Raw genomic sequence first — 20,940 nt, forward strand, 5'->3', positions numbered from 1 at the left:
AGCGCCGATGGTAGTTAGGGGCTGTCCCCTTGTGAGAGTAGGACGTCGCTAGGCTAATGAAAAGAGCACCTGTTTAGGTGCTTTTTTGTGTGTAAAAAAATAAATGGTCGGTCTGATTCATTGAGCAAGCCTTTATGTACGAAGTAAAACCTGTCAGGGAAATGAAGCAGATCGACATTTACATACTTGGTTGTGTGCAGATGCTCAAGACATAATTTAGTTCGAGTTTTGGTTAAAGTATAGAGTTTTAGATGCAGATATTGAAAACACGCACCGAATGACTTGTTTGTGAAAAGACCTTGATTCGCTTAAGGAACGGTACTGTTTTTGTGAAAGACTTACCCATTTGTCATTAAGGCTTTTATTCTTTCTTTCTTAGAAAAGGATAGGATAATAATAAGCCTAACAAATATAAAATAACTAAAAAGTAAACGGGAAGTAAATGAATGAAAGTTGTATAACCAATATATATATGTGTTCCAATCCCCGCTATAAATGCTGGTAATGCACCTAAACATAAAGTATTCCATATCCAGCGTTCCCCTTTTCTGAAGCCCCACAAGGAAATCATTAAAACAAGTAAACCAACACTAATAAGGGCACTGCCAAACCCGGCTCGGTCATGTGCGATAACAGGAATCAAATTGTTACTAATGCTATCTAGCATTTGCGGTGACATACATAAGAAGCTTAAGTCAGTTGAAACAAAAACTTTAGAAACACCTATGGTGGAAATCACAATACCGCCGACTAATATGAAAAATCCTAGCATTATAAATATGAGCTGACCATAAAGTCCGTACTGCCACACTCGATCATTCTTTCCATGACTAGAATAAGGGGCACCTGTGATTTTTTTTCCTTCTTTAAAGCTAAAATAATATATCGGCAATAAAATAAGCCAAAATAAACCGTGCAGCCAATCAAAGTAACCAAAGCCAATAAAAAGAAAAATACCTATAAAACCTACGATTGCTGCACTATGAAAAGCTATCTTTGTCCAATGCATGTCATTTTTAATTCCGTGGCGTGCAAGTTGGATATACAATATTCCTCCAGATATCATTGTTCCAGCTAGAGCCATTCGATCATGTGACATAAACGATATGATGAGTGGATTTACTTGTAAAATATTAGCTCTTGTCAAACCGATAAACGATTCATCATAAGGAAGGATAACATTCGTACATGCAAAATATAAGGCAACGATTCCTCCAATAAGGATGGAAAGTCCAAACAGAAATGACCAGGACCAGCTTTGCTTTTTAATAGGCCGGACTTCTTCATATAATAATCGTTCATGAAATCGCTTTGGCAATCCTGGACCAGCTTTTATATAGCCAGCAGTTAGTATTAATAGATCTGCGCCAGCATGTACTAAAGTACGAGCTTCCTCTGGGGTCTCCACCCCACCAGAGGTTATGACAATTATTTCAGGGTAAAGATCTTTTACCTGTTTAGCGATTTTAGCTAAGCATTCATTGGCGTTTTCGGCTTCATACCAATAGTTGTCCTCCGATCGGCGAGGGGCATTTATGACTATACCATCAACACCTGGATGCTGTATTATTTTCCTATTAGCTAAGTCTATGTCATCCTTACCATCAGTGAATAATGAAACATAATAAGAGCGCTCTAAACATATAGCATCATTAGCAACAAATGAGTTTATTTGTTCACTTGTTCCAATAAAAGCATCCACAAAGGGTGTTAGATGCTGAACAATTATATTCCATTCACTTTTTGTTACTGCTGCATCAATCTTAGCAAGTATCGGAACTTTAATGTTTAAGCTTGTTAATTTTTTTATCGCTAGTTTGAGAGGAACTTTCTCATGGTGTTCAGAAAATAGAATGTGACTATTTGTGATTCTTGGTTCTAGTTGTATTTTCGGTTCATTTAACACAATTGGTCCAATTTCTATAAATCCGAATCCTAACTCTTGGAAGGCGTTAATGCCTGATAAGTTTGGATCAATATGGCCGCTTAACCCAATTGGAGATAGAAATCTAGTATGCTGAATTTCCCTATTACATTCCCGAGGGACTTTCATATGTCCTAAAAATCCAATGAGATTACGGCCTCCAGGAATGGATGCAATTATGCTCATGGATTTATGAATAAACTCTCGGCTCGTTTTAGGACTCATTTTATTTAATACAATCTTATTTAATGGATGATAAGACCAATCTGGCATTAACAACACCTTCTAAACATAAATGTATGCTACTTTTTTTAATTGTATGGCTTTATAATGAATTGTATTTATTACTTCTACATTAATTCTAGCATGATAGGATACAAAGCATCACCGATTATCTTCAATTGTCTCATTTAAGGATTCGAGCGATTATGGCATGGATCAAAAAGGATTAATGCTTTGTTGTTAAGGTTAATATAACAAGTAATTAGAAAATTCTTCAGTTGTTTTTAATAAATGGTTCGCATACTGGCATTTATTCTGTAAAATAAGAACTCAATAGGATATGGCTTTAAAATAATTACTTTACTGTAACGAATCCAACACTTTCTAAGGAGGCCTTTCATTGCTTGAAAATAGTTTTGTGATGGTCGCGATCATTCTTGTGATAAACATTGTGTATGTTTCTTTTTTTACAATCAGGATGATTTTAACTCTAAAGGGGCAAAGATACCTTGCTGCCTTTATTAGTATGATTGAGGTCGTCATTTATGTAATAGGGCTTGGGCTCGTTCTAGACAATCTTAATGAAATACAGAACTTGATTGCCTATGCGGTTGGGTATGGGATAGGAGTAATTGTTGGAATGAAAATTGAGGAGAAGCTTGCACTGGGGTATATTACTGTGAATGTAATTACGAAAGAATATGATAAAGATCTTCCAAAGGTGTTAAGAGAAAAAGGGTATGGAGTGACAAATTGGGCAGCAAACGGTTTAGAAGGTGATCGTATGGCTCTGCAAATTTTAACGCCAAGGAAGTATGAATTAAAGCTTTATCAAACAATTAAAGAGCTAGATCCAAAGGCTTTTATTATTGCATACGAACCTAAAACAATTCATGGCGGTTTTTGGGTGAAATCAGTAAAGAAAGGAAAGTTGTTTCGTGAGTAAAGGAAAACAGAAAATGTTATTTGAGGTACAGGAAAATGAAACGATAGATATGTGCCTCGAGCGAATAAAAAAGGCAGGCTATATGCCTGTAAGAAGAACGGAGAAGCCAATATTTGAAGAGATTAAAAATGGTGCGTCCGTAACCTATGAACCAGTAGGACGGCAAATTGTATTTGAAGCGAAAGTCATTCAACCTTAAAACACGAACGATTGATGTATGACTTTTCATATTGTTCGATTTTAGGTTGACATGGCCTATATAAAGTTGATAATATGTGTATAGAAGTTAAAAATGAACTGAATAACCCTCGTATAATAATGGGAATATGGCCCATAAGTTTCTACCCGATAACCGTAAATTATTGGACTATGAGGGAAAGTCGATAAGCCTGGCGAATGAAGAAAGCTATCCAATTTAAGTAGGGATACTCGATTCATTATGCTTATTTGTGCCCGGTCAGATTACTTTCTCTCATTGTAGAAAGAGTCTGTCCGGGTTTTTTATATTTTATCGCAGGTCTGGACGAGCGTTTCTGAAAGTGATGGGTTCAACTAACAATCAGTCGTGGAGAAAGGAAAACTCAACTGATGGAGGTTTCACTTTATAGCTAAAATGATAGCTTAATAGATGAACTGGAGGAGAATAATGGAGACAAAGGTAGCTGTAATCATGGGGAGCAAGTCGGACTGGGAAACAATGAAGCATGCCTGCGAGATACTTGATGAGCTTGGAATTGGATACGAAAAAAAGGTTGTATCTGCTCATCGCACTCCAGATTTAATGTTTGCATATGCGGAAAGTGCAAGAGGAAGAGGAATAAAGGTAATTATCGCTGGAGCTGGTGGTGCCGCACATCTTCCAGGAATGGTCGCTGCAAAAACAACGCTTCCTGTAATAGGGGTTCCTGTTCAATCCAAGGCATTAAATGGTCTTGATTCTTTGTTATCTATTGTGCAAATGCCAGGAGGTGTTCCCGTGGCTACAGTTGCGATCGGAAAAGCAGGGGCAACGAATGCCGGATTGCTCGCTGCACAAATTCTAGGTACAGAAGATGCTAACATTTCTGATCGTTTAGAACAGAAAAGGGAGAATATAAAACAGGAAGTACTAGAAAGTAGTGATGAACTTGTCTAATAAGGTCATTTTACCAGGCCAAACAATTGGAATTATTGGCGGGGGCCAGTTAGGGCGGATGATGGCGATTGCCGCTAAAGCAAATGGTTTCAGAATTGCATTGCTAGACCCTGAAGAAGACTCTCCGTGCGGGCAGGTTGCCGACTACAAGATTATTGGTGAGTACCACAGCATTCATTCAATCCAAGAACTTGCTGAAGTGAGTGATGTAATTACTTATGAATTTGAAAATATTCATGCAGAGGCTTTAAATTGGTTATGCAGGAATGCATATGTCCCACAAGGAACGGCATTACTAGAAATTACACAGGATCGCATACAAGAGAAGGCAGCTATCCAAAATGCAGGCTTAGGGGTCGCACCTTACGCCGTTATCGAAACGGAAGAGGCGATTTATGATAATATAGATAAGTTCGGGCTTCCAACAGTATTAAAAACTTCCAGAGGCGGCTATGATGGAAAAGGCCAGTATGTAATAAAAAATAAAGAAGAGATAGCAGAGGCTAAACAGCTTCTTAATCAAGGCATATGTGTTCTTGAAAAGTGGATTCCTTTTGAAAAAGAGATTTCAGTAATTATTTGCCGAAATAGCAAAGGCGAAATAGCTGTGTTTCCAGTCGGAGAAAATATTCATAGAGAGAACATTCTTCATCAGACTATTGTGCCTGCAAGAATAACAAGGCATGTAGAGGAACAAGCAGTCCAAGCTGCTGGTCAGCTGGCTGAAAACCTAGAACTCGTTGGAACATTAGCAGTAGAAATGTTCCTGACAGGGGAGGGAGAAATTTACATTAATGAGCTTGCTCCAAGGCCTCATAATTCAGGGCATTATTCGATCGAAGCTTGTGAAACCTCCCAATTTGAACAGCATATTCGAGCAATTTGCAATTGGCCTCTCGGGCAAACAACATTATTAAAGCCGGCAGTAATGGTAAATATATTAGGAGAACATCAGCAGGAAATAATCGATCATATTCCTTCATTGCCTGACTGGAAAATTCATCTATATGGAAAAAAGGAAGCCAAGTATAAGCGCAAAATGGGCCATGTCACGCTTTTACGTGATTCAGTTGAAGAAGCCTTTTCTGAAATAGAGAAGAGCAAGATATGGTCCGATGTGACAGAAAAGATCGGGGGATAAAACATGATTGAACGCTATACAAGACCAGAGATGGGGGCAATTTGGACAGAGGAAAACCGTTTTCAGGCATGGCTTGAGGTTGAAATATTAGCTTGTGAAGCTTGGGCAGAGCTCGGTGACATTCCAAAGGAAGATGTCCAAAAAATTCGTGAAAAGGCATCGTTTGATATTCAGCGAATTAAAGAAATTGAAGAAGAAACGAGACATGATGTCGTTGCATTCACGCGTGCTGTATCAGAAACACTCGGTGAGGAGCGCAAATGGGTACATTATGGTTTAACTTCAACAGACGTAGTGGATACGGCACTTTCCTACACAATTAAACAGGCAAATAACATATTATTAAAGGATTTAGAGCGCTTTGTTGAGATTTTAAAAAATAAAGCGAAAGAGCATAAATACACTGTTATGATGGGACGCACGCACGGGGTTCACGCGGAGCCAACTACTTTTGGATTGAAGCTTGCTCTTTGGTATGAGGAAATGAAGCGAAATCTCGAGCGCTTTAAAGAGGCAGCAGCAGGAGTAGAATTTGGGAAGATTTCAGGAGCAGTTGGAACATACGCAAATATTGACCCATTTGTTGAAAAATATGTATGTGAAAAGCTGGGGCTGCAGCCAGCGCCAATTTCCACACAGACATTACAGCGTGACCGTCATGCCCATTACATGAGCACGATCGCACTCATTGCGACTTCCATTGAAAAATTCGCAACTGAAGTTCGCGGCTTGCAAAAAAGCGAAACGCGAGAGGTTGAGGAGTTTTTTGCAAAGGGTCAAAAAGGTTCATCTGCTATGCCGCATAAACGTAACCCGATTGGATCAGAGAATATGACGGGAATGGCAAGAGTCATTCGCGGATACATGATGACAGCGTATGAAAATGTATCATTATGGCATGAGCGTGATATTTCCCATTCATCTGCTGAACGAATCATTCTTCCAGATGCAACGATTGCATTGAATTACATGCTGAATCGATTTGGCAATATTGTGAAGAACTTAACGGTCTATCCGGAAAATATGAAGCGCAATATGGATCGTACCCTTGGCTTAATCTACTCTCAGCGTGTTCTTCTTGCGCTAATTGACAAAGGTTTAACACGTGAAGAGGCATATGATACGGTTCAGCCGAAAGCAATGGAGGCATGGGAAAAGCAAGTTCACTTCCGCAGCTTGATTGAACAGGATGAAACAATCACAGCCAAGCTTTCAGAAGCAGAAATTGATGATTGCTTTGACTATAACTATCACATTAAATATGTAGATACGATCTTTGACCGTTTAGGCTTATAAAAAATAGTCCCTTTTCTAAAATATTGTTTTTTTGATTAAATTATTTAAATGAACTTGGTTGGAAAAATGTTGGTTGATTGGAGCGGAAGGTGCGAGACTCCTGCGGGACGTGTGGGACAGCTGAGACCCCGCAGGAGCTTGTGCTCCGAGGAGGCTCAGCGCCCACCCCGCGGAAAGCGAGCAACCTGGAGCGCAAATCAACCTCTACCAAATACATTTATGAAAAACAACAAAAAATAAGAGGTAAGATTATTCTTGCCTCTAATACAACTTGAAAATTCCCAATCTTCTTAAAATAGGAGGCTTTCCCATTGGAAAAAGGAACATTGTTATATGAAGGAAAAGCTAAAAAAATTTATGAAACAAATGATGAGAACATTGTTTGGGTTGAGTATAAGGATTCAGCGACTGCCTTTAACGGAGAGAAGCAAGCGAATATTACCGGGAAAGGCCGGTTGAATAACGAAATTACTAGTTTGCTATTTTCGAAGATTCAAGCGCTTGGGATTGAATCCCACTTCATAAAAAAAGTTTCAGAAACGGAGCAGCTTGTAAAAAGGGTAGAAATTATTCCACTTGAGACAGTTGTCCGCAATTATTCCGCTGGAAGCTTCGCCAAACGACTGGGAGTTGAAGAAGGCACCCCGCTAGTAAAACCAATCGTAGAGTTTTATTTTAAAGATGATGCACTAGGAGATCCTCTTTTAACGGATGACCATATTGAAGCCCTTCAGCTTGCCAGTAAGGGAGAAGTCGCAATATTAAAAGAAAAGGCATTAAAAGTGAATACGGTATTATCAAAGGTATTCAAAGAGCTTGGGATTCGCCTGGTTGACTTTAAGCTTGAATTCGGTAAAGACGAAGATGGAAATATTCTGCTGGCTGATGAAATTTCGCCTGATACATGCAGACTTTGGGATCTCACAACGAATGAGAAGTTAGATAAGGATGTATTCCGCAGAGACCTTGGCAATTTGACAGATGCTTATGAAAATATTTTAGCCAGACTGGGAGGCCAATCAGTATGTACAAAGTAAAGGTATTCGTCACATTAAGAGAAAGTGTGCTAGATCCTCAAGGAACGGTAGTAAAAAGTTCGCTTCATTCGTTAAATTATCATGAAGTTTCAGATGTCCGTATCGGTAAATATATGGAATTGACGATTGAAAAGTCAGCTCGGCCGATTGATGAATCGGTGAAGGAAATGTGTGAACGCTTACTAGCCAATGTTGTCATTGAAGATTACCGTTATGAAATTGAGGAGGCTGTTGCTCAGTGAGATTTGCGGTCATTGTATTTCCTGGATCAAATTGTGACATAGACATGTATCATGCTGTGAAGGATGAGCTCGGTGCTGAAGTGGAATATGTTTGGCATGATAGAGAAAGCTTAGATGAGTTTGACGGTATTCTTCTTCCAGGCGGTTTTTCTTATGGGGATTACCTTCGTTCAGGTGCGATTGCCCGCTTTAGCAATGTCATGAAAGAGGTTGTAAAAGCAGCGGAGGCAGGAAAGCCAGTTTTAGGTGTCTGCAATGGCTTTCAAATTTTATTAGAAGCAGGACTTCTTCCGGGTGCAATGAGAAGGAATGAAAGCTTGAAGTTTATTTGCCGTCAAGTGGAATTGAAGGTTGAAAATAACCAGACGATGTTTTCATCAGCATATGAAAAAAATGAAGTAATTACAATCCCGATCGCCCACGGGGAAGGCAACTATTATTGTGATGAAGAAACACTTGCTAGATTGAAGGAAAACAACCAAATTGTTTTCACTTATAACGGCAGCAATCCAAATGGAAGTTTAGAAGATATTGCCGGTATCATCAATGAAAGAGGAAATGTTCTTGGGATGATGCCACACCCTGAAAGAGCTGTGGATGAGCTTTTAGGAGGAGCAGATGGCTTGAAACTTTTTCAATCGATCGTAAAACAATGGAGGGAAGCACATGTCGTTAATGCTTGAACCAAATCCAGAACAATTAAAAGCACAGAAGGTATACAAAGAAATGGGATTGTCGGATGAAGAATTTGCGATGATTGAAAAGATTCTCGGGCGTCTGCCAAATTATACAGAAATTGGACTCTTTTCTGTAATGTGGTCTGAGCACTGCAGCTATAAAAATTCCAAGCCCGTGTTAAAAAAGTTCCCAACAACTGGAGATAAGGTACTCCAAGGACCGGGAGAAGGTGCAGGGATAGTTGATATCGGTGACGGGCAGGCTGTTGTTTTTAAGATTGAAAGCCATAATCACCCTTCAGCAATCGAGCCTTATCAAGGAGCGGCTACAGGAGTTGGCGGAATTATCCGTGATGTCTTTTCAATGGGGGCACGTCCTGTTGCCATGCTTAATTCCTTACGCTTTGGCGAATTGGACAATGCACGTACGAAGTACCTGTTCAAAGAAGTGGTTGCTGGTATTGCAGGATATGGAAATTGTATTGGGATTCCAACTGTCGGCGGGGAGATACAATTTGAACCAGCTTATGAAGGAAACCCGCTTGTCAATGCGATGTGTGTTGGATTAATTGACCATAAGGATATTCAAAAAGGCCAGGCACATGGTGTAGGAAACACAGTGATGTATGTCGGAGCAAAAACTGGCCGTGATGGCATTCATGGAGCGACTTTTGCTTCTGAGGAATTAACGGATCAATCAGAGGAAAAGCGTCCCGCTGTTCAAGTAGGTGACCCCTTCATGGAGAAGCTCTTACTTGAAGCATGTCTTGAGCTTGTGAAGTCAGATGCCCTAGTAGGGATTCAAGATATGGGTGCTGCAGGTCTGACAAGCTCATCAGCCGAAATGGCGAGTAAAGCAGGATCAGGTATTGAGATGAATCTTGATCTTGTTCCTCAGCGAGAAACAGGCATGACTGCTTATGAAATGATGCTCTCTGAATCACAGGAGAGAATGTTAATTGTCGTGAAAAAAGGCAGGGAGCAAGAAATTTTGGATCTGTTCTCCAAGTATGATCTTGAAGCGGTAGCAATCGGCCAGGTTACAGATGATAAAATGCTTCGCCTTATCCATAACGGAGAAATCGTAGCAAATGTTCCAGCGGATGCTTTGGCAGAAGAGGCACCTGTCTATCATAAGCCTTCACGTGAACCAGAATATTATCGTGAATTTCAGGCGATGGAAAGTGATATTCCCGCAGTTGCTGATTATAAGGAAACGCTGATCAAATTGCTTCAGCAGCCAACGATTGCCAGCAAAGAGTGGGTGTACGATCAGTACGATTATATGGTTCGTACGAATACAGTAGTTGCACCTGGATCTGATGCTGCGGTGATTCGAATTCGCGGAACACGGAAAGGTCTAGCAATGACGACGGATTGCAATGCACGCTATATGTACTTAGATCCGGAAACCGGCGGCAAGATTGCTGTCGCAGAAGCCGCTAGAAATATTGTTTGTTCTGGAGGAGAACCTTTGGCTATAACGGATAACTTGAATTTTGGCAGCCCAGAAAAGCCAGAAATTTTCTGGCAGATTGAAAAGTCAGCTGATGGAATCAGTGAGGCTTGCCGTATTTTAAATACCCCTGTTATTGGCGGGAATGTATCTTTATATAACGAAACAAATGGAGCAGCTATTTATCCTACACCTGTTATTGGAATGGTCGGACTTGTTGCAGATATTCATCATGCGACCACTCAGAGATTTAAATCAGCTGGAGACCTCATTTATCTGTTAGGAGAAACGAAGGATGAGTTTGGCGGCAGTGAACTGCAAAAGCTCACTTATGGAAAAATATTTGGGAAAGCACCTGAGCTTGATTTAGAAAAAGAAGCCAAGTTCCAAAATCAAGTATTACTTGCCATTCGTGAGGGTCTTGTTGCCTCTGCTCACGATGTCGCTGAGGGCGGATTGGCTGTTGCCGCTGCGGAGAGTCTAATAAGTTCGGATGGCCTTGGTGCAAATATAAAAATTACAGGTAATACAGTATCTGCATTGTTCAGTGAATCCCAATCTCGTTTCTTGCTTTCAGTGAAAAAAGAACATCAGCAGGCATTCGAAAGCTTAGTAGACGCTAGATTAATTGGAGAAGTCACAGATCTTCCTGTTCTGGAAATTTATTCCGAGAAAGGGCTTGTTCTTGCCGAGCAGGTTGAAGTATTGAAAGAAGCCTGGAAAGGAGCCATCCCATGCTTGCTGAAATAAAAGGATTGAATGAGGAATGTGGCATTTTTGGTGTTTGGGGCCATCCTGAAGCTTCGCAAATTACTTATTACGGGCTTCATAGCCTGCAGCACCGTGGCCAAGAAGGGACAGGAATTGTTGTAACAGACGGTGTGAAACTGAAGGGGAAAAAAGGAGAGGGGCTTGTTTCAGAAGTTTTCACTTCTGAAGCGATTCAGGAGCTGGAAGGAAAAGCAGCGATCGGACACGTAAGGTATGCGACAGCAGGAGGCGGCGGTTATGAAAATGTTCAGCCGCTGCTGTTCAACTCTCAAAGCGGAGGCCTTTCTCTTTGCCATAATGGAAACTTAATAAATGCCACTGCTTTACGGAGTCAGTTAGAGGCTCAAGGGAGTATCTTTCAAACAAGCTCTGATACAGAGGTGCTGGCACATTTAATTAAACGTGGAGGATTCTCTTCCTTTAAAGACAGGGTAAAAAATGCTCTATCTATGGTTAAAGGTGCTTATGCCTTTCTTATTATGACAGAAACGGAAATGATGGTTGCCCTTGATCCGAATGGAATGAGACCCCTTTCTTTAGGGAAAATTGGTGACGCGTATGTTGTTGCATCAGAAACATGTGCATTTGATATCGTTGGAGCTGAGTTTGTTCGAGATGTAATGCCTGGCGAATTGTTAATTATTGATGATCAAGGAATCCATTCAGAAATGTTTGCCTTTGCCTCTAATATCGCTATGTGTACGATGGAATATATTTATTTTTCCCGTCCAGACAGCAATATTAATGGCATCAATGTTCATACAGCTAGAAAAAACCTTGGAAAACAACTGGCAATTGAAGTACCTGTTAATGCTGATGTAGTTACAGGTGTTCCAGATTCCAGCATTTCGGTTGCGATTGGCTATGCAGAAGCTTCGGGCATTCCGTACGAAATGGGACTAATCAAGAACAAATATGTTGGCCGTACGTTCATTCAGCCGTCGCAATCATTAAGAGAGCAGGGAGTAAAAATGAAGCTTTCTCCTGTTCGAGGTGTTGTGGAAGGAAAAAGAGTCATTATGGTTGATGATTCCATTGTCCGCGGAACGACAAGCAGAAGAATTGTTGCGATGCTTAAAGAAGCAGGTGCCACAGAGGTGCATGTATTAATTAGCTCACCGCCTATTAAAAATCCTTGTTTCTATGGCATTGATACTTCTACAAAGGAAGAGCTAATTGCTGCTAATCATTCTGTTGAAGAAATTAGAGAAATAATTGGGGCAGATTCACTTACTTTTCTTAGTGTTGAGGGCATGGTAGAGGCAATCGGACGAAAGGAAGATGGGGAAACACGCGGTTCATGCCTTGCATGCTTTACAGGCAAGTACCCAACAGAGATCTACCCTGTCTCCTCAGAGGATAAGGTTCCTGTTGTTTAATGACATATGAAGGAAAGCGGCATTGTAAGAAAGATGTCGTTTTTCTTATAGGAGGATAATATAGTGGCGAATGCATATAAACAAGCTGGTGTGGACATTGAAGCAGGATACGAAGCGGTTTCTCGTATGAAAAAGCATGTACAAAAGACCATCCGCCCAGGGGTGCTTGGGGGCATCGGCGGTTTTGGCGGCATGTTCGATTTATCAGTTTTACAATTAAAGGAACCTGTCCTCGTTTCAGGCACGGATGGTGTAGGGACAAAATTAATGCTTGCTTTTCAGATGGATAAACACGATACAATCGGAATTGATGCAGTAGCGATGTGCGTAAATGATATTGTTGTACAAGGTGCAGAGCCTTTATATTTCTTAGATTATATTGCATGCGGAAAAGCCGAACCAGCTAGAATTGAGGCTATTGTTAAGGGAATTTCTGAAGGCTGCGAACAGGCGGGCTGTGCACTTGTTGGCGGAGAAACAGCAGAAATGCCAGGCATGTACAGTGAGAATGAATACGACCTTGCAGGTTTTTCTGTCGGTGCCTGCGAAAAATCAAAACTGGTTGATGGGACGACGATTAAGTCAGGTGATGTATTGATCGGGCTTGCTTCCAGCGGTGTCCACAGCAACGGATATTCACTTGTTAGAAAGCTATTCTTCGAGAAAGCAAATATGGCATTAACAGATTATATCGATGCGTTCGGCTGCACATTAGGGGAAGAATTATTGCGCCCGACAAAAATCTATGTAAAATCGATTCTATCAGCTTTAGATAGGTTTCCTATTAAAGGAATGGCCCATATTACTGGCGGGGGTTTTATCGAAAATATCCCCCGTATGCTGCCTGAGGGATTAGGCGCTGAACTAATGGAAAGCAACTGGGAGGTACCGGCCGTATTCAGAATGATGGAAGAGATCGGTGAATTGGATCGTCAGGAAATGTACAATATTTTTAATATGGGAACTGGTATGGTTGTTGCAGTAGATGAGGAAAGAGCAAATGAAGTACTGGCTCATTTTAATAGCCTAGATGAAAAAGCATATGTTATCGGAAAAGTATCAGAGAGACCAGGTGTTGAAATATACAGGGGGAGCTTATGAAAAATATCGCCATATTTGCTTCAGGGAGCGGCACAAACTTTCAGGCGATTGTAGATACTGTAAAAGCTGGCAAGCTTTCAGCTGTTGTTAAACTGCTCGTCTGTGATCGCCCAGGTGCTTACAGTATTGAGCGAGCGATAAAAGAATGCATTCCAACCTTTGTTTTTTCGGCAAAAGAATATGCGAATAAAGAAGCGTACGAGACAGAAATTTTGCAGGAATTAAAAAAGTTAGAGGTTGATTACATCGTCCTAGCAGGCTATATGCGTTTAATCGGTCCAACGCTTCTCAAGAGCTACGAGGGGAGGACAATTAATATTCATCCTTCTCTTTTACCGTCCTTTCCAGGAAAAGATGCCATCGGTCAAGCATTGAAGGCGAATGTAAAAGAGAGCGGAGTAACCATCCATTTCGTGGATGAGGGAATGGATACCGGCCCAATTATTGCTCAGCAATCCGTCCTGCTTAGTGAAGAGGAGACAATAGAAAGTCTTCAAGCCAAAATACATGAAATTGAACATGAATTATATCCTAGGATCCTGCAAGAAATTTTTAAAAAGTAGGCCCGAGACGAAATCTTGCAAGTTCCAATGTTAATTTTGCAAATTCATAAATACAACATAAATCCTTATCAAAGAACTAGTCAGGAGGATGACAGATGAAAAAACGAGCGCTGATCAGTGTGTCCGATAAAGAAGGTGTAACGGCATTCGCCAAGCATTTAAATGAGCTGGGCTTTGAAATAATATCAACTGGCGGTACGAAAAAGGCATTAGAAGAAAGTGGCGTTCCAGTAATTGGGGTGAGTGATGTAACAGGATTCCCAGAAATTTTAGAAGGGCGTGTAAAAACTTTAAATCCAATGATTCATGGGGGCCTTCTTGCTAAGTTTGATGAGCCTGCCCATAAGGCACAGCTTGAAGAACATAACATTCAGCCTATCCAAATTGTCTGCGTTAACTTATACCCCTTCCAGCAAACGATCGCAAAGCATGATGTAACGGTAGAAGATGCGATTGAAAATATTGATATCGGCGGTCCTGCGATGCTAAGGGCATCAGCTAAAAATCATGAGTATGTAACTGTAGTTGTGGACCCAGCAGATTACGAAACTGTTTTATTTCAATTAAAGACTGCTGGTGAAGTTGAAAAGGAAACCCGCAGAAAGCTTGCCGCAAAGGTTTTTCGTCATACAGCAGCCTATGATGCGATGATTGCAGACTATATGACAAACCTTGTTAATGAGGAAGCGCCTGAAAAATTTACAGTTACTTTTGAACGAAAGCAATCGTTAAGATACGGAGAGAATCCACATCAAAAGGCAGCGTTTTATCGCAAGCCTCTTGGTTCGAAGTTTTCCATTGCAAACGCAGATCAGCTGCATGGAAAAGAGCTTTCCTATAATAACATCAATGATGCAGATGCAGCTCTGCAAATTGTTAAAGAGTTTACAGAACCTGCCGCTGTGGCGGTGAAGCATATGAATCCATGTGGCATTGGCAGCGGAACAACTGTTTATGATGCATTCTCAAAAGCATTTGCAGCAGACCCAGTTTCTATTTTTGGCGGAATTATTGCTTTCAATCGGGAGGTAGATGAAGAAACGGCCCGAAAGCTATATGAAATCTTCCTTGAAATCATTATTGCCCCAGCATTTACAAAAGAAGCTCTCGAAATTTTAACAGGGAAAAAGAATCTTCGTTTATTAACAATTCCTTATCATACAGGAGGCAAGGAAGAAAAAAGACTTACCTCGATTGAAGGCGGATTGCTTATTCAGCAATATGATCAATTCACATTAGATCATGCTAACATTTCTGTGCCAACAAAAAGGGAGCCATCTGAAGAGGAATGGAAGGCGCTCAAGCTTGGCTGGAAGGTCGTCAAACATGTGAAATCAAATGCAATTGTCGTAAACAATGCAGATATGACACTTGGAATTGGTGCTGGCCAAATGAACCGTGTAGGTGCTGCAAAAATCGCCCTTGAACAGGCAGGAGAAAAGGCAGCAGGAGCAGTTATGGCATCTGATGCTTTCTTCCCGATGGATGATACGGTTGAAGCAGCGGCAAAGGCAGGCATAACAGCAATTATTCAGCCAGGCGGTTCAGTTCGAGACGAGGATTCAATTAAGAAAGCTGACGAGTATGGAATCGCAATGGTATTTACGGGGATAAGGCACTTTAAGCATTAATCAAATCTTAGGGGTGTGGGTATGAAGGTATTAGTTATTGGCAGAGGCGGACGTGAGCATGCGATTTGCAGGAAGCTATATGAAAGTCCGACTGTTGAGCAAGTTTTTGCTTCACCAGGAAATCCTGGAATGGAGGATGTTTCTCATCTCGTCGACATCCAGGAAAATGACCAAGAAAGGCTTGTTCATTTTGCAAAAGAAAATGACATTGGGTTAACAGTAATCGGTCCAGAGGTTCCTTTACTAGAAGGGATTGTTGATCGTTTTCAGAAGGAGGGTTTGACCGTCTTTGGCCCTAAGAAAGCAGCTGCTGTCATAGAAGGAAGTAAGTCCTTTGCTAAAGAATTAATGAAAAAGTATGGGATTCCAACTGCTGAGTATGCGGTATTTTCCAACTATGAGGAGGCCCTCGTGTATTTGGAAGAAAAGGGTGCGCCAATTGTTATTAAAGCAGATGGCTTAGCGGCTGGAAAAGGTGTTACAGTTGCAATGACGATGGAGGAAGCGAGAGAGAGTCTTAAGGAAATGCTCTTAGGTGAAAGGTTTGGCAACGCATCGTCTACAGTTGTCATGGAAGAATTTTTAATGGGTGAAGAAATTTCTCTTATGGCATTCGTAAACGGGGAGGTTGTAATTCCTCTTGAAATTGCACAAGATCATAAACGTGCACACGATGGGGATTTAGGTCCGAATACAGGAGGAATGGGGGCCTATTCACCTGTTCCGCATATCAGTAATGAAATAATTACAGAGGCTGTGAAGACGATTTTACAGCCGACAGCTAAAGCACTTGTCCAAGAAGGCAGGGACTTTTGCGGGGTTTTATATGCAGGATTAATTATTACAGAATCTGGACCAAAAGTAATTGAGTTTAATGCACGATTTGGGGATCCTGAAACCCAAGTTATCCTTCCAAGAATGAAATCAGATTTAGCTGAAGTGATGCTAGCAGTTATCAATGGAAAAACACCTGAAATGATTTGGGATGAAGAAGTAATGCTTGGTGTTGTTGCTGCTTCCGTCGGCTACCCGGAAGAATACCAGAAAGGTTCCGTATTGGAAGGATTAGAAGAAATTATTTCCGATGTTTACTTATTCCATGCGGGGACTAGCAAAAATAGTCTAGGACATTTCATCACAAATGGCGGGCGTGTCCTTTTAGCAGGTGCAAAGGCAAAAACATTGGAAGAAGCACAAAAAATGGTGTACACCGAATTAAAGAAGGTTCATTGCTCAGGTATCTTTTACCGCAAGGATATTGGACATCGAGCTATTCAGCACGCCGTTTATTAGATTTTCGAATGAATACAAATAGCAAAGCAACGATACTGCCAATCAATGCAATTAATACAAATGACATATCAGTTAAATACTCCCAAAACATTTAAATCGCTCCTTTTTATGAAGCCCCCAATTTGATGGGGGCTATTTTCAATTCTTTTTACGAAGGGTTATATGGAAGGATATCGCTGATTTCGACTTCTTCCTCGTTCTCATTTTGTTTTTTTGAACCAAGCAGGTCCTGTCTATTCTCAAAGAGAGCAGTGATTGGACAGAAGCGTACAATTCCCTCGGCTACCTTCATTGCCCCTAGAAAAGCGAGAATCATGTAAGATTCACGCCAAGGTTTTTTTGTGAGTTTTGCTGTACTGCAAGCAATTAGTGTGAGCCCACATGTAATGCGGATTAATGCATTGACAATCCCAATATTCGGTTTGATATTCATTCCATTACCCTCCTCTAGAACATTTCATAAAATTTTCTATTTCTTTAATGCGTTAAATAGTGAATTATGGTAATATAAAACAAACTATGAAAGGGCTTTCTTGTTTGATTTAGAGCCACTTTAACCGCACAATAACAGCTAGATGATAGAAACCAGTGGGAGGGATTCTTATGCTGGAACAGCGTTACCGCTGGAAAAATAAATATTTACGTGATCATGTTTCCGTATTGGACGGAAAACTTTCTCCGACGCTGCTTTTAAAAAATGCGCGGTATCTTAATCAGGCTTTTCGTAAATGGATGACGGCAAATATTTGGATATATGAAGACCGCATCATTTATGTGGGGGAGATGTTGCCTGAAACCATCAGGAATTGTGAAGTTGTGGATTGTGAAGGCTTATTGCTTGTTCCAGGTTATATTGAGCCCCATGCCCACCCGTTTCAATTATATAATCCCCATTCGATTGCGAGCTATGCATCTCAGTTTGGTACAACTACGTTAATTAATGATAATATGGTTCTTGCGCTGCAGCTGGATAAAAAGAAAGCATTTTCTTTTTTAAGCGATTTAAAGAATCTTCCTTCAACGATATATTGGTGGTGCAGATTTGATGCACAAACAGAAATTCAAAATGAAGAAGTAATCTTTTCCCATCGGAATGTAAAATCATGGCTAGAGCATGAGGATGTTCTGCAGGGGGGAGAACTGACAGGCTGGCCTAAATTATTAGCTGGTGATGATTTAATGCTTCATTGGATTCAAGAAGCGAAAAGAATGAGAAAAAAGATTGAGGGGCATTTCCCAGGTGCATCGGAAAAAACGTTGGCGAAGCTGATGCTGCTAGGAGCAGATTGTGATCATGAAGCGATGACCGGGAAAGAAGTATATAACCGGTTAATGCAGGGCTACACAGTATCTTTACGTTATTCCTCGATTCGCCCAGATTTGCCGGTGCTGCTGGATGAAATGCATGAGCTAGGCATTGTTCATTATGACCAGATGATTTTTACAACCGATGGTTCTTCCTCTTCCTTCTATGAGCAGGGCATGATTGATCATATGATTCGAATTGCAATTGAAAAGGGTGTTCCGGTGATTGATGCCTATAATATGGGAACAATTAATATTGCTCGTTATTATCAGATTAATCATCTCCATGGGGCAATTGCAACTGGAAGAGTAGCGAATATTAACTTCCTTCAATCTGAAACAGACCCGACGCCGATTTCCGTGCTTGCAAAGGGGAAATGGGTGAAAAGGGATGGGAGAGCATTGGATGCTTACCCCGACATTTCATGGAAGGATAAAGGTTTTGAACCTTTAACGCTTGATTGGTATCTGTATCCGGATGATCTGCAATTTTCCATGCCATTCGGGATAAAAATGGAAAACGCCGTCATTACAAAACCGTATTCCATATCAATTAATTCCTCTGTTGATCAGTTAGCCGATACGAATGATGAATGTTTTTTCATGTTAATCGATAAAAATGGCCAGTGGCGGATGAATACATTATTAAAAGGATTTGCTAATCGTTTAGATGGGTTAGCCAGCTCATATTCCAATACTGGTGATATTATATTAATTGGGAAAAATAAGTCAGATATGATAAATGCTTTTAATCGGATGAAGGAGCTAGGTGGAGGAATTGTTATCTCTGAAAAAGGAGAAATTGTTCAAGAAATTTCGCTTAAGGTGAAAGGGATCATGTCTGATCAAAAAGTGGAAGATTTGATTGAACAAGAAAAACGCCTTCTTACTTATTTAAGGGAGAGAGGCTATCAATTTGCTGATCCAATTTATTCACTCTTATTCTTTTCATCGACCCATTTGCCGTACATAAGAATCACTCAGCAAGGAATGTATGATGTGATGAATAAAACAGTACTCTTTCCGACGATAATGCGTTAAAATGTAAAAGAGTTTTTCTGATTTGCCAATAAGCATCGTAAATTAGATTCAATTATTTTGCAACATTTTCAGCTTAACTATACGACGAGATCAAATATTGAGGTGCTCTATGTTTAATAGATGGATAGCTGTTTCAATTGCAGCCTTACTCTTACTTGCAGGCTGCAGCAAGAATGATCATACAGCCGTTGAAAATGAAGATGAAATGATCGATATTCCAGAAAACGACTCTATTGATCATTCTAAAGAAGAAAAACTTCCTTATCAATTTCCGTTGACTGGTGTTGGGACAGAAAATAAATCGGATAACCGAGCGGTTGCTGTTATGATCAATAATGATCCAAAAGCCCGTCCACAATCAGGCCTTGAGAAAGCAGATATTGTATATGAATTACTGGCGGAAGGAAATATAACGAGGTTTCTAGCTATTTACCAGAGTGAACATCCAGAAAAGATAGGTCCCGTACGAAGTGCAAGAGATTATTATATCGAGTTAGCAAAAGGGTATGACAGTCTGTACATTGCCCATGGGTATAGTCCAGAGGCAAAGGATATGCTTGATAAAGGCTATATAGATAATTTAAATGGGATTGCTTATGATGGTACGCTATTTAAGCGTGCAAGTTTCCGAAAGGCGCCCCATAATTCGTATATTTCATTTGAAAATATCCTTAAGGGAGCAGGGCAAAGAAGCTATAAAATGGATAATGCGCCATCTCCACTTACTTTCTTGAATAAAAGTGAATTAGAAGATCTGAATGGGGAAGATGCTTCCTCTGCCATGGTATCTTACTTTAACAACAACGTCTTTAATTCAATTTATGAGTATGATGAAGCGCTTGAAAAATATAAACGGTATACAAATGGAGAATTGACCAAGGACTATGAATCCGAAGAGCCTGTATTGCTGGATAATATTTTTATTGTTGAAACCGATCATAAAGTGATTGATAATGCAGGTCGCAGAAAAATTGATTTAACCTCTGGGGGCAGAGCTTATTTGCTCCAAAAAGGAAAATGGCAAAAGGTCAAATGGGAAAACATTGAAGGCAAAATTCTGCCTGTCATAAATGGCAAACAAGCGGGACTTGTACCTGGAAGGACATGGATTAATATCATTCCTACAAGTCCGGGCCTAGAACAAACAGTTTCTTTCGATGTGAAGGAATAGTATTTTATTTAAAAAGGGGATACATGCATGCAAATTGATAAATTAAGAGGAAAAGAACTTGATCAGCTGTTTAATTCAATTTTGTCGTTAAAGGATTTAGAAGAATGCTATCGTTTCTTCGATGATCTATGTACAGTTAATGAAATTCAGTCCCTTGCCCAGCGGCTAGAGGTTGCCCGCATGCTTCGCGAAGGGAAAACCTATCATAAAATTGAAACAGAAACCGGTGCAAGTACTGCAACAATTTCCCGCGTTAAGCGCTGCTTGAACTACGGAAATGATGCGTATGAAATGGCATTAGAACGGATAAAGAAAGAAGATACTGAAACAGCAGAATAATTTAATAGCTAGGACGGACCTGCAAAGGTGAAGTCAGTTGATAAAATTTCTGTTAGCAGGGAAAGCGAAGAAAGCTTGGAACATTCGTTGTTTCAGGCTTTTTTTGATGTCTGGATCAAATCTGGTCGCTTATAAGAGGGATGAAAGCCCGAAACGCGCAGAGTTTGCAAAAAAAGGTCGTTCATAAGAGGGATGAAAGCCCGAAACGCGCAGTGTCTGCAAGAAAAGGTCGTTCATAAGAGGGATGAAAGCCCGAAACGCGCAGTGTCT

At 40.5% G+C, this 20,940-nt stretch carries 20 protein-coding genes and 1 riboswitch; of the genes, 17 read left to right on the forward strand and 3 right to left on the reverse strand.

Annotation, left to right across the window (positions count from 1 at the left end; genetic code table 11):
* Positions 1-361: 361 nt before the first annotated feature.
* A complete protein-coding gene (locus RUH74_RS21880) occupies positions 362-2,197 on the reverse strand; it encodes a dihydroorotate dehydrogenase (RefSeq protein ID WP_313804216.1) in 1,836 nt (611 codons plus the stop codon).
* A 349-nt stretch (positions 2,198-2,546) separates the two neighbouring features.
* On the opposite strand from RUH74_RS21880, the gene RUH74_RS21885 reads away from it, so the two are divergent.
* The 14 genes from RUH74_RS21885 (at position 2,547) to purD (ending at position 16,814) form a co-directional block, all read left to right on the forward strand.
* Positions 2,547-3,092: a DUF2179 domain-containing protein gene (locus tag RUH74_RS21885; RefSeq protein ID WP_313804218.1), complete on the forward strand. Its 546-nt coding sequence runs from the start codon at positions 2,547-2,549 to the stop codon at positions 3,090-3,092.
* The gene (locus tag RUH74_RS21890; RefSeq protein ID WP_313804221.1) at positions 3,085-3,291 is read left to right on the forward strand and encodes an NETI motif-containing protein; all 207 of its coding nucleotides are present in this window, start codon (positions 3,085-3,087) and stop codon (positions 3,289-3,291) included. Before RUH74_RS21885 ends, RUH74_RS21890 begins: the two co-directional genes overlap by 8 nt.
* An 89-nt stretch (positions 3,292-3,380) precedes the next feature.
* A riboswitch (purine riboswitch) is annotated at positions 3,381-3,482 on the forward strand.
* 256 nt (positions 3,483-3,738) lie between these two features.
* Positions 3,739-4,227, forward strand: coding sequence for a 5-(carboxyamino)imidazole ribonucleotide mutase (purE, locus tag RUH74_RS21895; RefSeq protein WP_313804225.1), 489 nt, complete (start codon positions 3,739-3,741; stop codon positions 4,225-4,227).
* Positions 4,214-5,368: a 5-(carboxyamino)imidazole ribonucleotide synthase gene (gene purK / locus RUH74_RS21900; protein WP_313804270.1), complete on the forward strand. Its 1,155-nt coding sequence runs from the start codon at positions 4,214-4,216 to the stop codon at positions 5,366-5,368. The genes purE and purK overlap by 14 nt, the downstream gene beginning before the upstream one ends.
* A gap of 3 nt (positions 5,369-5,371) precedes the next feature.
* Complete coding sequence (gene purB / locus RUH74_RS21905; protein ID WP_313804228.1) at positions 5,372-6,664, forward strand: adenylosuccinate lyase; 1,293 nt, start codon at positions 5,372-5,374, stop codon at positions 6,662-6,664.
* Between the two features lie 311 nt (positions 6,665-6,975).
* Positions 6,976-7,701, forward strand: coding sequence for a phosphoribosylaminoimidazolesuccinocarboxamide synthase (gene purC, locus RUH74_RS21910; RefSeq protein ID WP_313804231.1), 726 nt, complete (start codon positions 6,976-6,978; stop codon positions 7,699-7,701).
* Positions 7,689-7,943 carry a phosphoribosylformylglycinamidine synthase subunit PurS gene (gene purS, locus RUH74_RS21915; RefSeq protein WP_313804234.1) on the forward strand — a complete coding sequence of 85 codons (255 nt, stop codon included), beginning with the start codon at positions 7,689-7,691 and terminating at the stop codon, positions 7,941-7,943. The genes purC and purS overlap by 13 nt, the downstream gene beginning before the upstream one ends.
* Positions 7,940-8,626 (forward strand): phosphoribosylformylglycinamidine synthase subunit PurQ, encoded by a 687-nt coding sequence (gene purQ, locus RUH74_RS21920; RefSeq protein WP_313804237.1) that lies wholly within the window; start codon positions 7,940-7,942, stop codon positions 8,624-8,626. Before purS ends, purQ begins: the two co-directional genes overlap by 4 nt.
* Positions 8,610-10,826: a phosphoribosylformylglycinamidine synthase subunit PurL gene (gene purL / locus RUH74_RS21925; protein ID WP_313804240.1), complete on the forward strand. Its 2,217-nt coding sequence runs from the start codon at positions 8,610-8,612 to the stop codon at positions 10,824-10,826. Before purQ ends, purL begins: the two co-directional genes overlap by 17 nt.
* Positions 10,811-12,226, forward strand: a complete 1,416-nt coding sequence (gene purF / locus RUH74_RS21930) for an amidophosphoribosyltransferase (RefSeq protein ID WP_313804243.1) — start codon at positions 10,811-10,813, stop codon at positions 12,224-12,226. The genes purL and purF overlap by 16 nt, the downstream gene beginning before the upstream one ends.
* A gap of 63 nt (positions 12,227-12,289) precedes the next feature.
* Positions 12,290-13,327: a phosphoribosylformylglycinamidine cyclo-ligase gene (gene purM / locus RUH74_RS21935; protein ID WP_313804246.1), complete on the forward strand. Its 1,038-nt coding sequence runs from the start codon at positions 12,290-12,292 to the stop codon at positions 13,325-13,327.
* On the forward strand, positions 13,324-13,890 hold the full coding sequence (purN, locus tag RUH74_RS21940) for a phosphoribosylglycinamide formyltransferase (protein WP_313804249.1): 567 nt from the start codon (positions 13,324-13,326) through the stop codon (positions 13,888-13,890). Before purM ends, purN begins: the two co-directional genes overlap by 4 nt.
* 95 nt (positions 13,891-13,985) lie before the next feature.
* Entirely contained in the window at positions 13,986-15,521 is a 1,536-nt protein-coding gene (purH, locus tag RUH74_RS21945; RefSeq protein ID WP_313804252.1) for a bifunctional phosphoribosylaminoimidazolecarboxamide formyltransferase/IMP cyclohydrolase, read from the forward strand.
* Between the two features lie 21 nt (positions 15,522-15,542).
* Entirely contained in the window at positions 15,543-16,814 is a 1,272-nt protein-coding gene (purD, locus tag RUH74_RS21950; protein ID WP_313804255.1) for a phosphoribosylamine--glycine ligase, read from the forward strand.
* On the opposite strand, the gene RUH74_RS24210 is transcribed toward purD, so the two are convergent.
* Together RUH74_RS24210 and RUH74_RS21955 are read right to left on the reverse strand one after the other, a co-directional pair.
* Positions 16,792-16,905, reverse strand: a complete 114-nt coding sequence (locus RUH74_RS24210) for an EYxxD motif small membrane protein (RefSeq protein ID WP_328158976.1) — start codon at positions 16,903-16,905, stop codon at positions 16,792-16,794. The genes purD and RUH74_RS24210 overlap by 23 nt on opposite strands.
* 57 nt (positions 16,906-16,962) lie before the next feature.
* A complete protein-coding gene (locus RUH74_RS21955) occupies positions 16,963-17,247 on the reverse strand; it encodes a YgaP family membrane protein (RefSeq protein ID WP_313804258.1) in 285 nt (94 codons plus the stop codon).
* Positions 17,248-17,417: 170 nt separating this feature from the next.
* Here RUH74_RS21955 and RUH74_RS21960 point away from each other — a divergent pair, with 170 nt between their 5' ends.
* The 3 genes from RUH74_RS21960 (at position 17,418) to RUH74_RS21970 (ending at position 20,670) form a co-directional block, all read left to right on the forward strand.
* Positions 17,418-19,160 carry an adenine deaminase C-terminal domain-containing protein gene (locus RUH74_RS21960; protein WP_313804261.1) on the forward strand — a complete coding sequence of 581 codons (1,743 nt, stop codon included), beginning with the start codon at positions 17,418-17,420 and terminating at the stop codon, positions 19,158-19,160.
* A gap of 109 nt (positions 19,161-19,269) precedes the next feature.
* Positions 19,270-20,331 (forward strand): DUF3048 domain-containing protein, encoded by a 1,062-nt coding sequence (locus RUH74_RS21965; protein ID WP_313804264.1) that lies wholly within the window; start codon positions 19,270-19,272, stop codon positions 20,329-20,331.
* A gap of 27 nt (positions 20,332-20,358) precedes the next feature.
* Positions 20,359-20,670: a YerC/YecD family TrpR-related protein gene (locus tag RUH74_RS21970; RefSeq protein ID WP_313804267.1), complete on the forward strand. Its 312-nt coding sequence runs from the start codon at positions 20,359-20,361 to the stop codon at positions 20,668-20,670.
* The last annotated feature ends 270 nt before the right edge of the window (positions 20,671-20,940 follow it).

The sequence above is a fragment of the Cytobacillus sp. genome, assembly GCF_032154635.1.
In the GTDB taxonomy this organism is placed as follows: domain Bacteria; phylum Bacillota; class Bacilli; order Bacillales; family Cytobacillaceae; genus Cytobacillus.

Bases quoted from the DNA above. Each gene is read 5' to 3' on its own strand.
- RUH74_RS21880 (WP_313804216.1), bottom strand. From the start codon at position 2,197: ATGCCAGATTGGTCTTATCATCCATTAAATAAGATTGTATTAAATAAA.
- purE (WP_313804225.1), top strand. From the start codon at position 3,739: ATGGAGACAAAGGTAGCTGTAATCATGGGGAGCAAGTCGGACTGGGAA.
- purK (WP_313804270.1), top strand. From the start codon at position 4,214: ATGAACTTGTCTAATAAGGTCATTTTACCAGGCCAAACAATTGGAATT.
- purB (WP_313804228.1), top strand. From the start codon at position 5,372: ATGATTGAACGCTATACAAGACCAGAGATGGGGGCAATTTGGACAGAG.
- purS (WP_313804234.1), top strand. From the start codon at position 7,689: ATGTACAAAGTAAAGGTATTCGTCACATTAAGAGAAAGTGTGCTAGAT.
- purL (WP_313804240.1), top strand. From the start codon at position 8,610: ATGTCGTTAATGCTTGAACCAAATCCAGAACAATTAAAAGCACAGAAG.
- purF (WP_313804243.1), top strand. From the start codon at position 10,811: ATGCTTGCTGAAATAAAAGGATTGAATGAGGAATGTGGCATTTTTGGT.
- purN (WP_313804249.1), top strand. From the start codon at position 13,324: ATGAAAAATATCGCCATATTTGCTTCAGGGAGCGGCACAAACTTTCAG.
- purH (WP_313804252.1), top strand. From the start codon at position 13,986: ATGAAAAAACGAGCGCTGATCAGTGTGTCCGATAAAGAAGGTGTAACG.
- purD (WP_313804255.1), top strand. From the start codon at position 15,543: ATGAAGGTATTAGTTATTGGCAGAGGCGGACGTGAGCATGCGATTTGC.
- RUH74_RS24210 (WP_328158976.1), bottom strand. From the start codon at position 16,905: ATGTTTTGGGAGTATTTAACTGATATGTCATTTGTATTAATTGCATTG.
- RUH74_RS21955 (WP_313804258.1), bottom strand. From the start codon at position 17,247: ATGAATATCAAACCGAATATTGGGATTGTCAATGCATTAATCCGCATT.
- RUH74_RS21960 (WP_313804261.1), top strand. From the start codon at position 17,418: ATGCTGGAACAGCGTTACCGCTGGAAAAATAAATATTTACGTGATCAT.
- RUH74_RS21965 (WP_313804264.1), top strand. From the start codon at position 19,270: ATGTTTAATAGATGGATAGCTGTTTCAATTGCAGCCTTACTCTTACTT.
- RUH74_RS21970 (WP_313804267.1), top strand. From the start codon at position 20,359: ATGCAAATTGATAAATTAAGAGGAAAAGAACTTGATCAGCTGTTTAAT.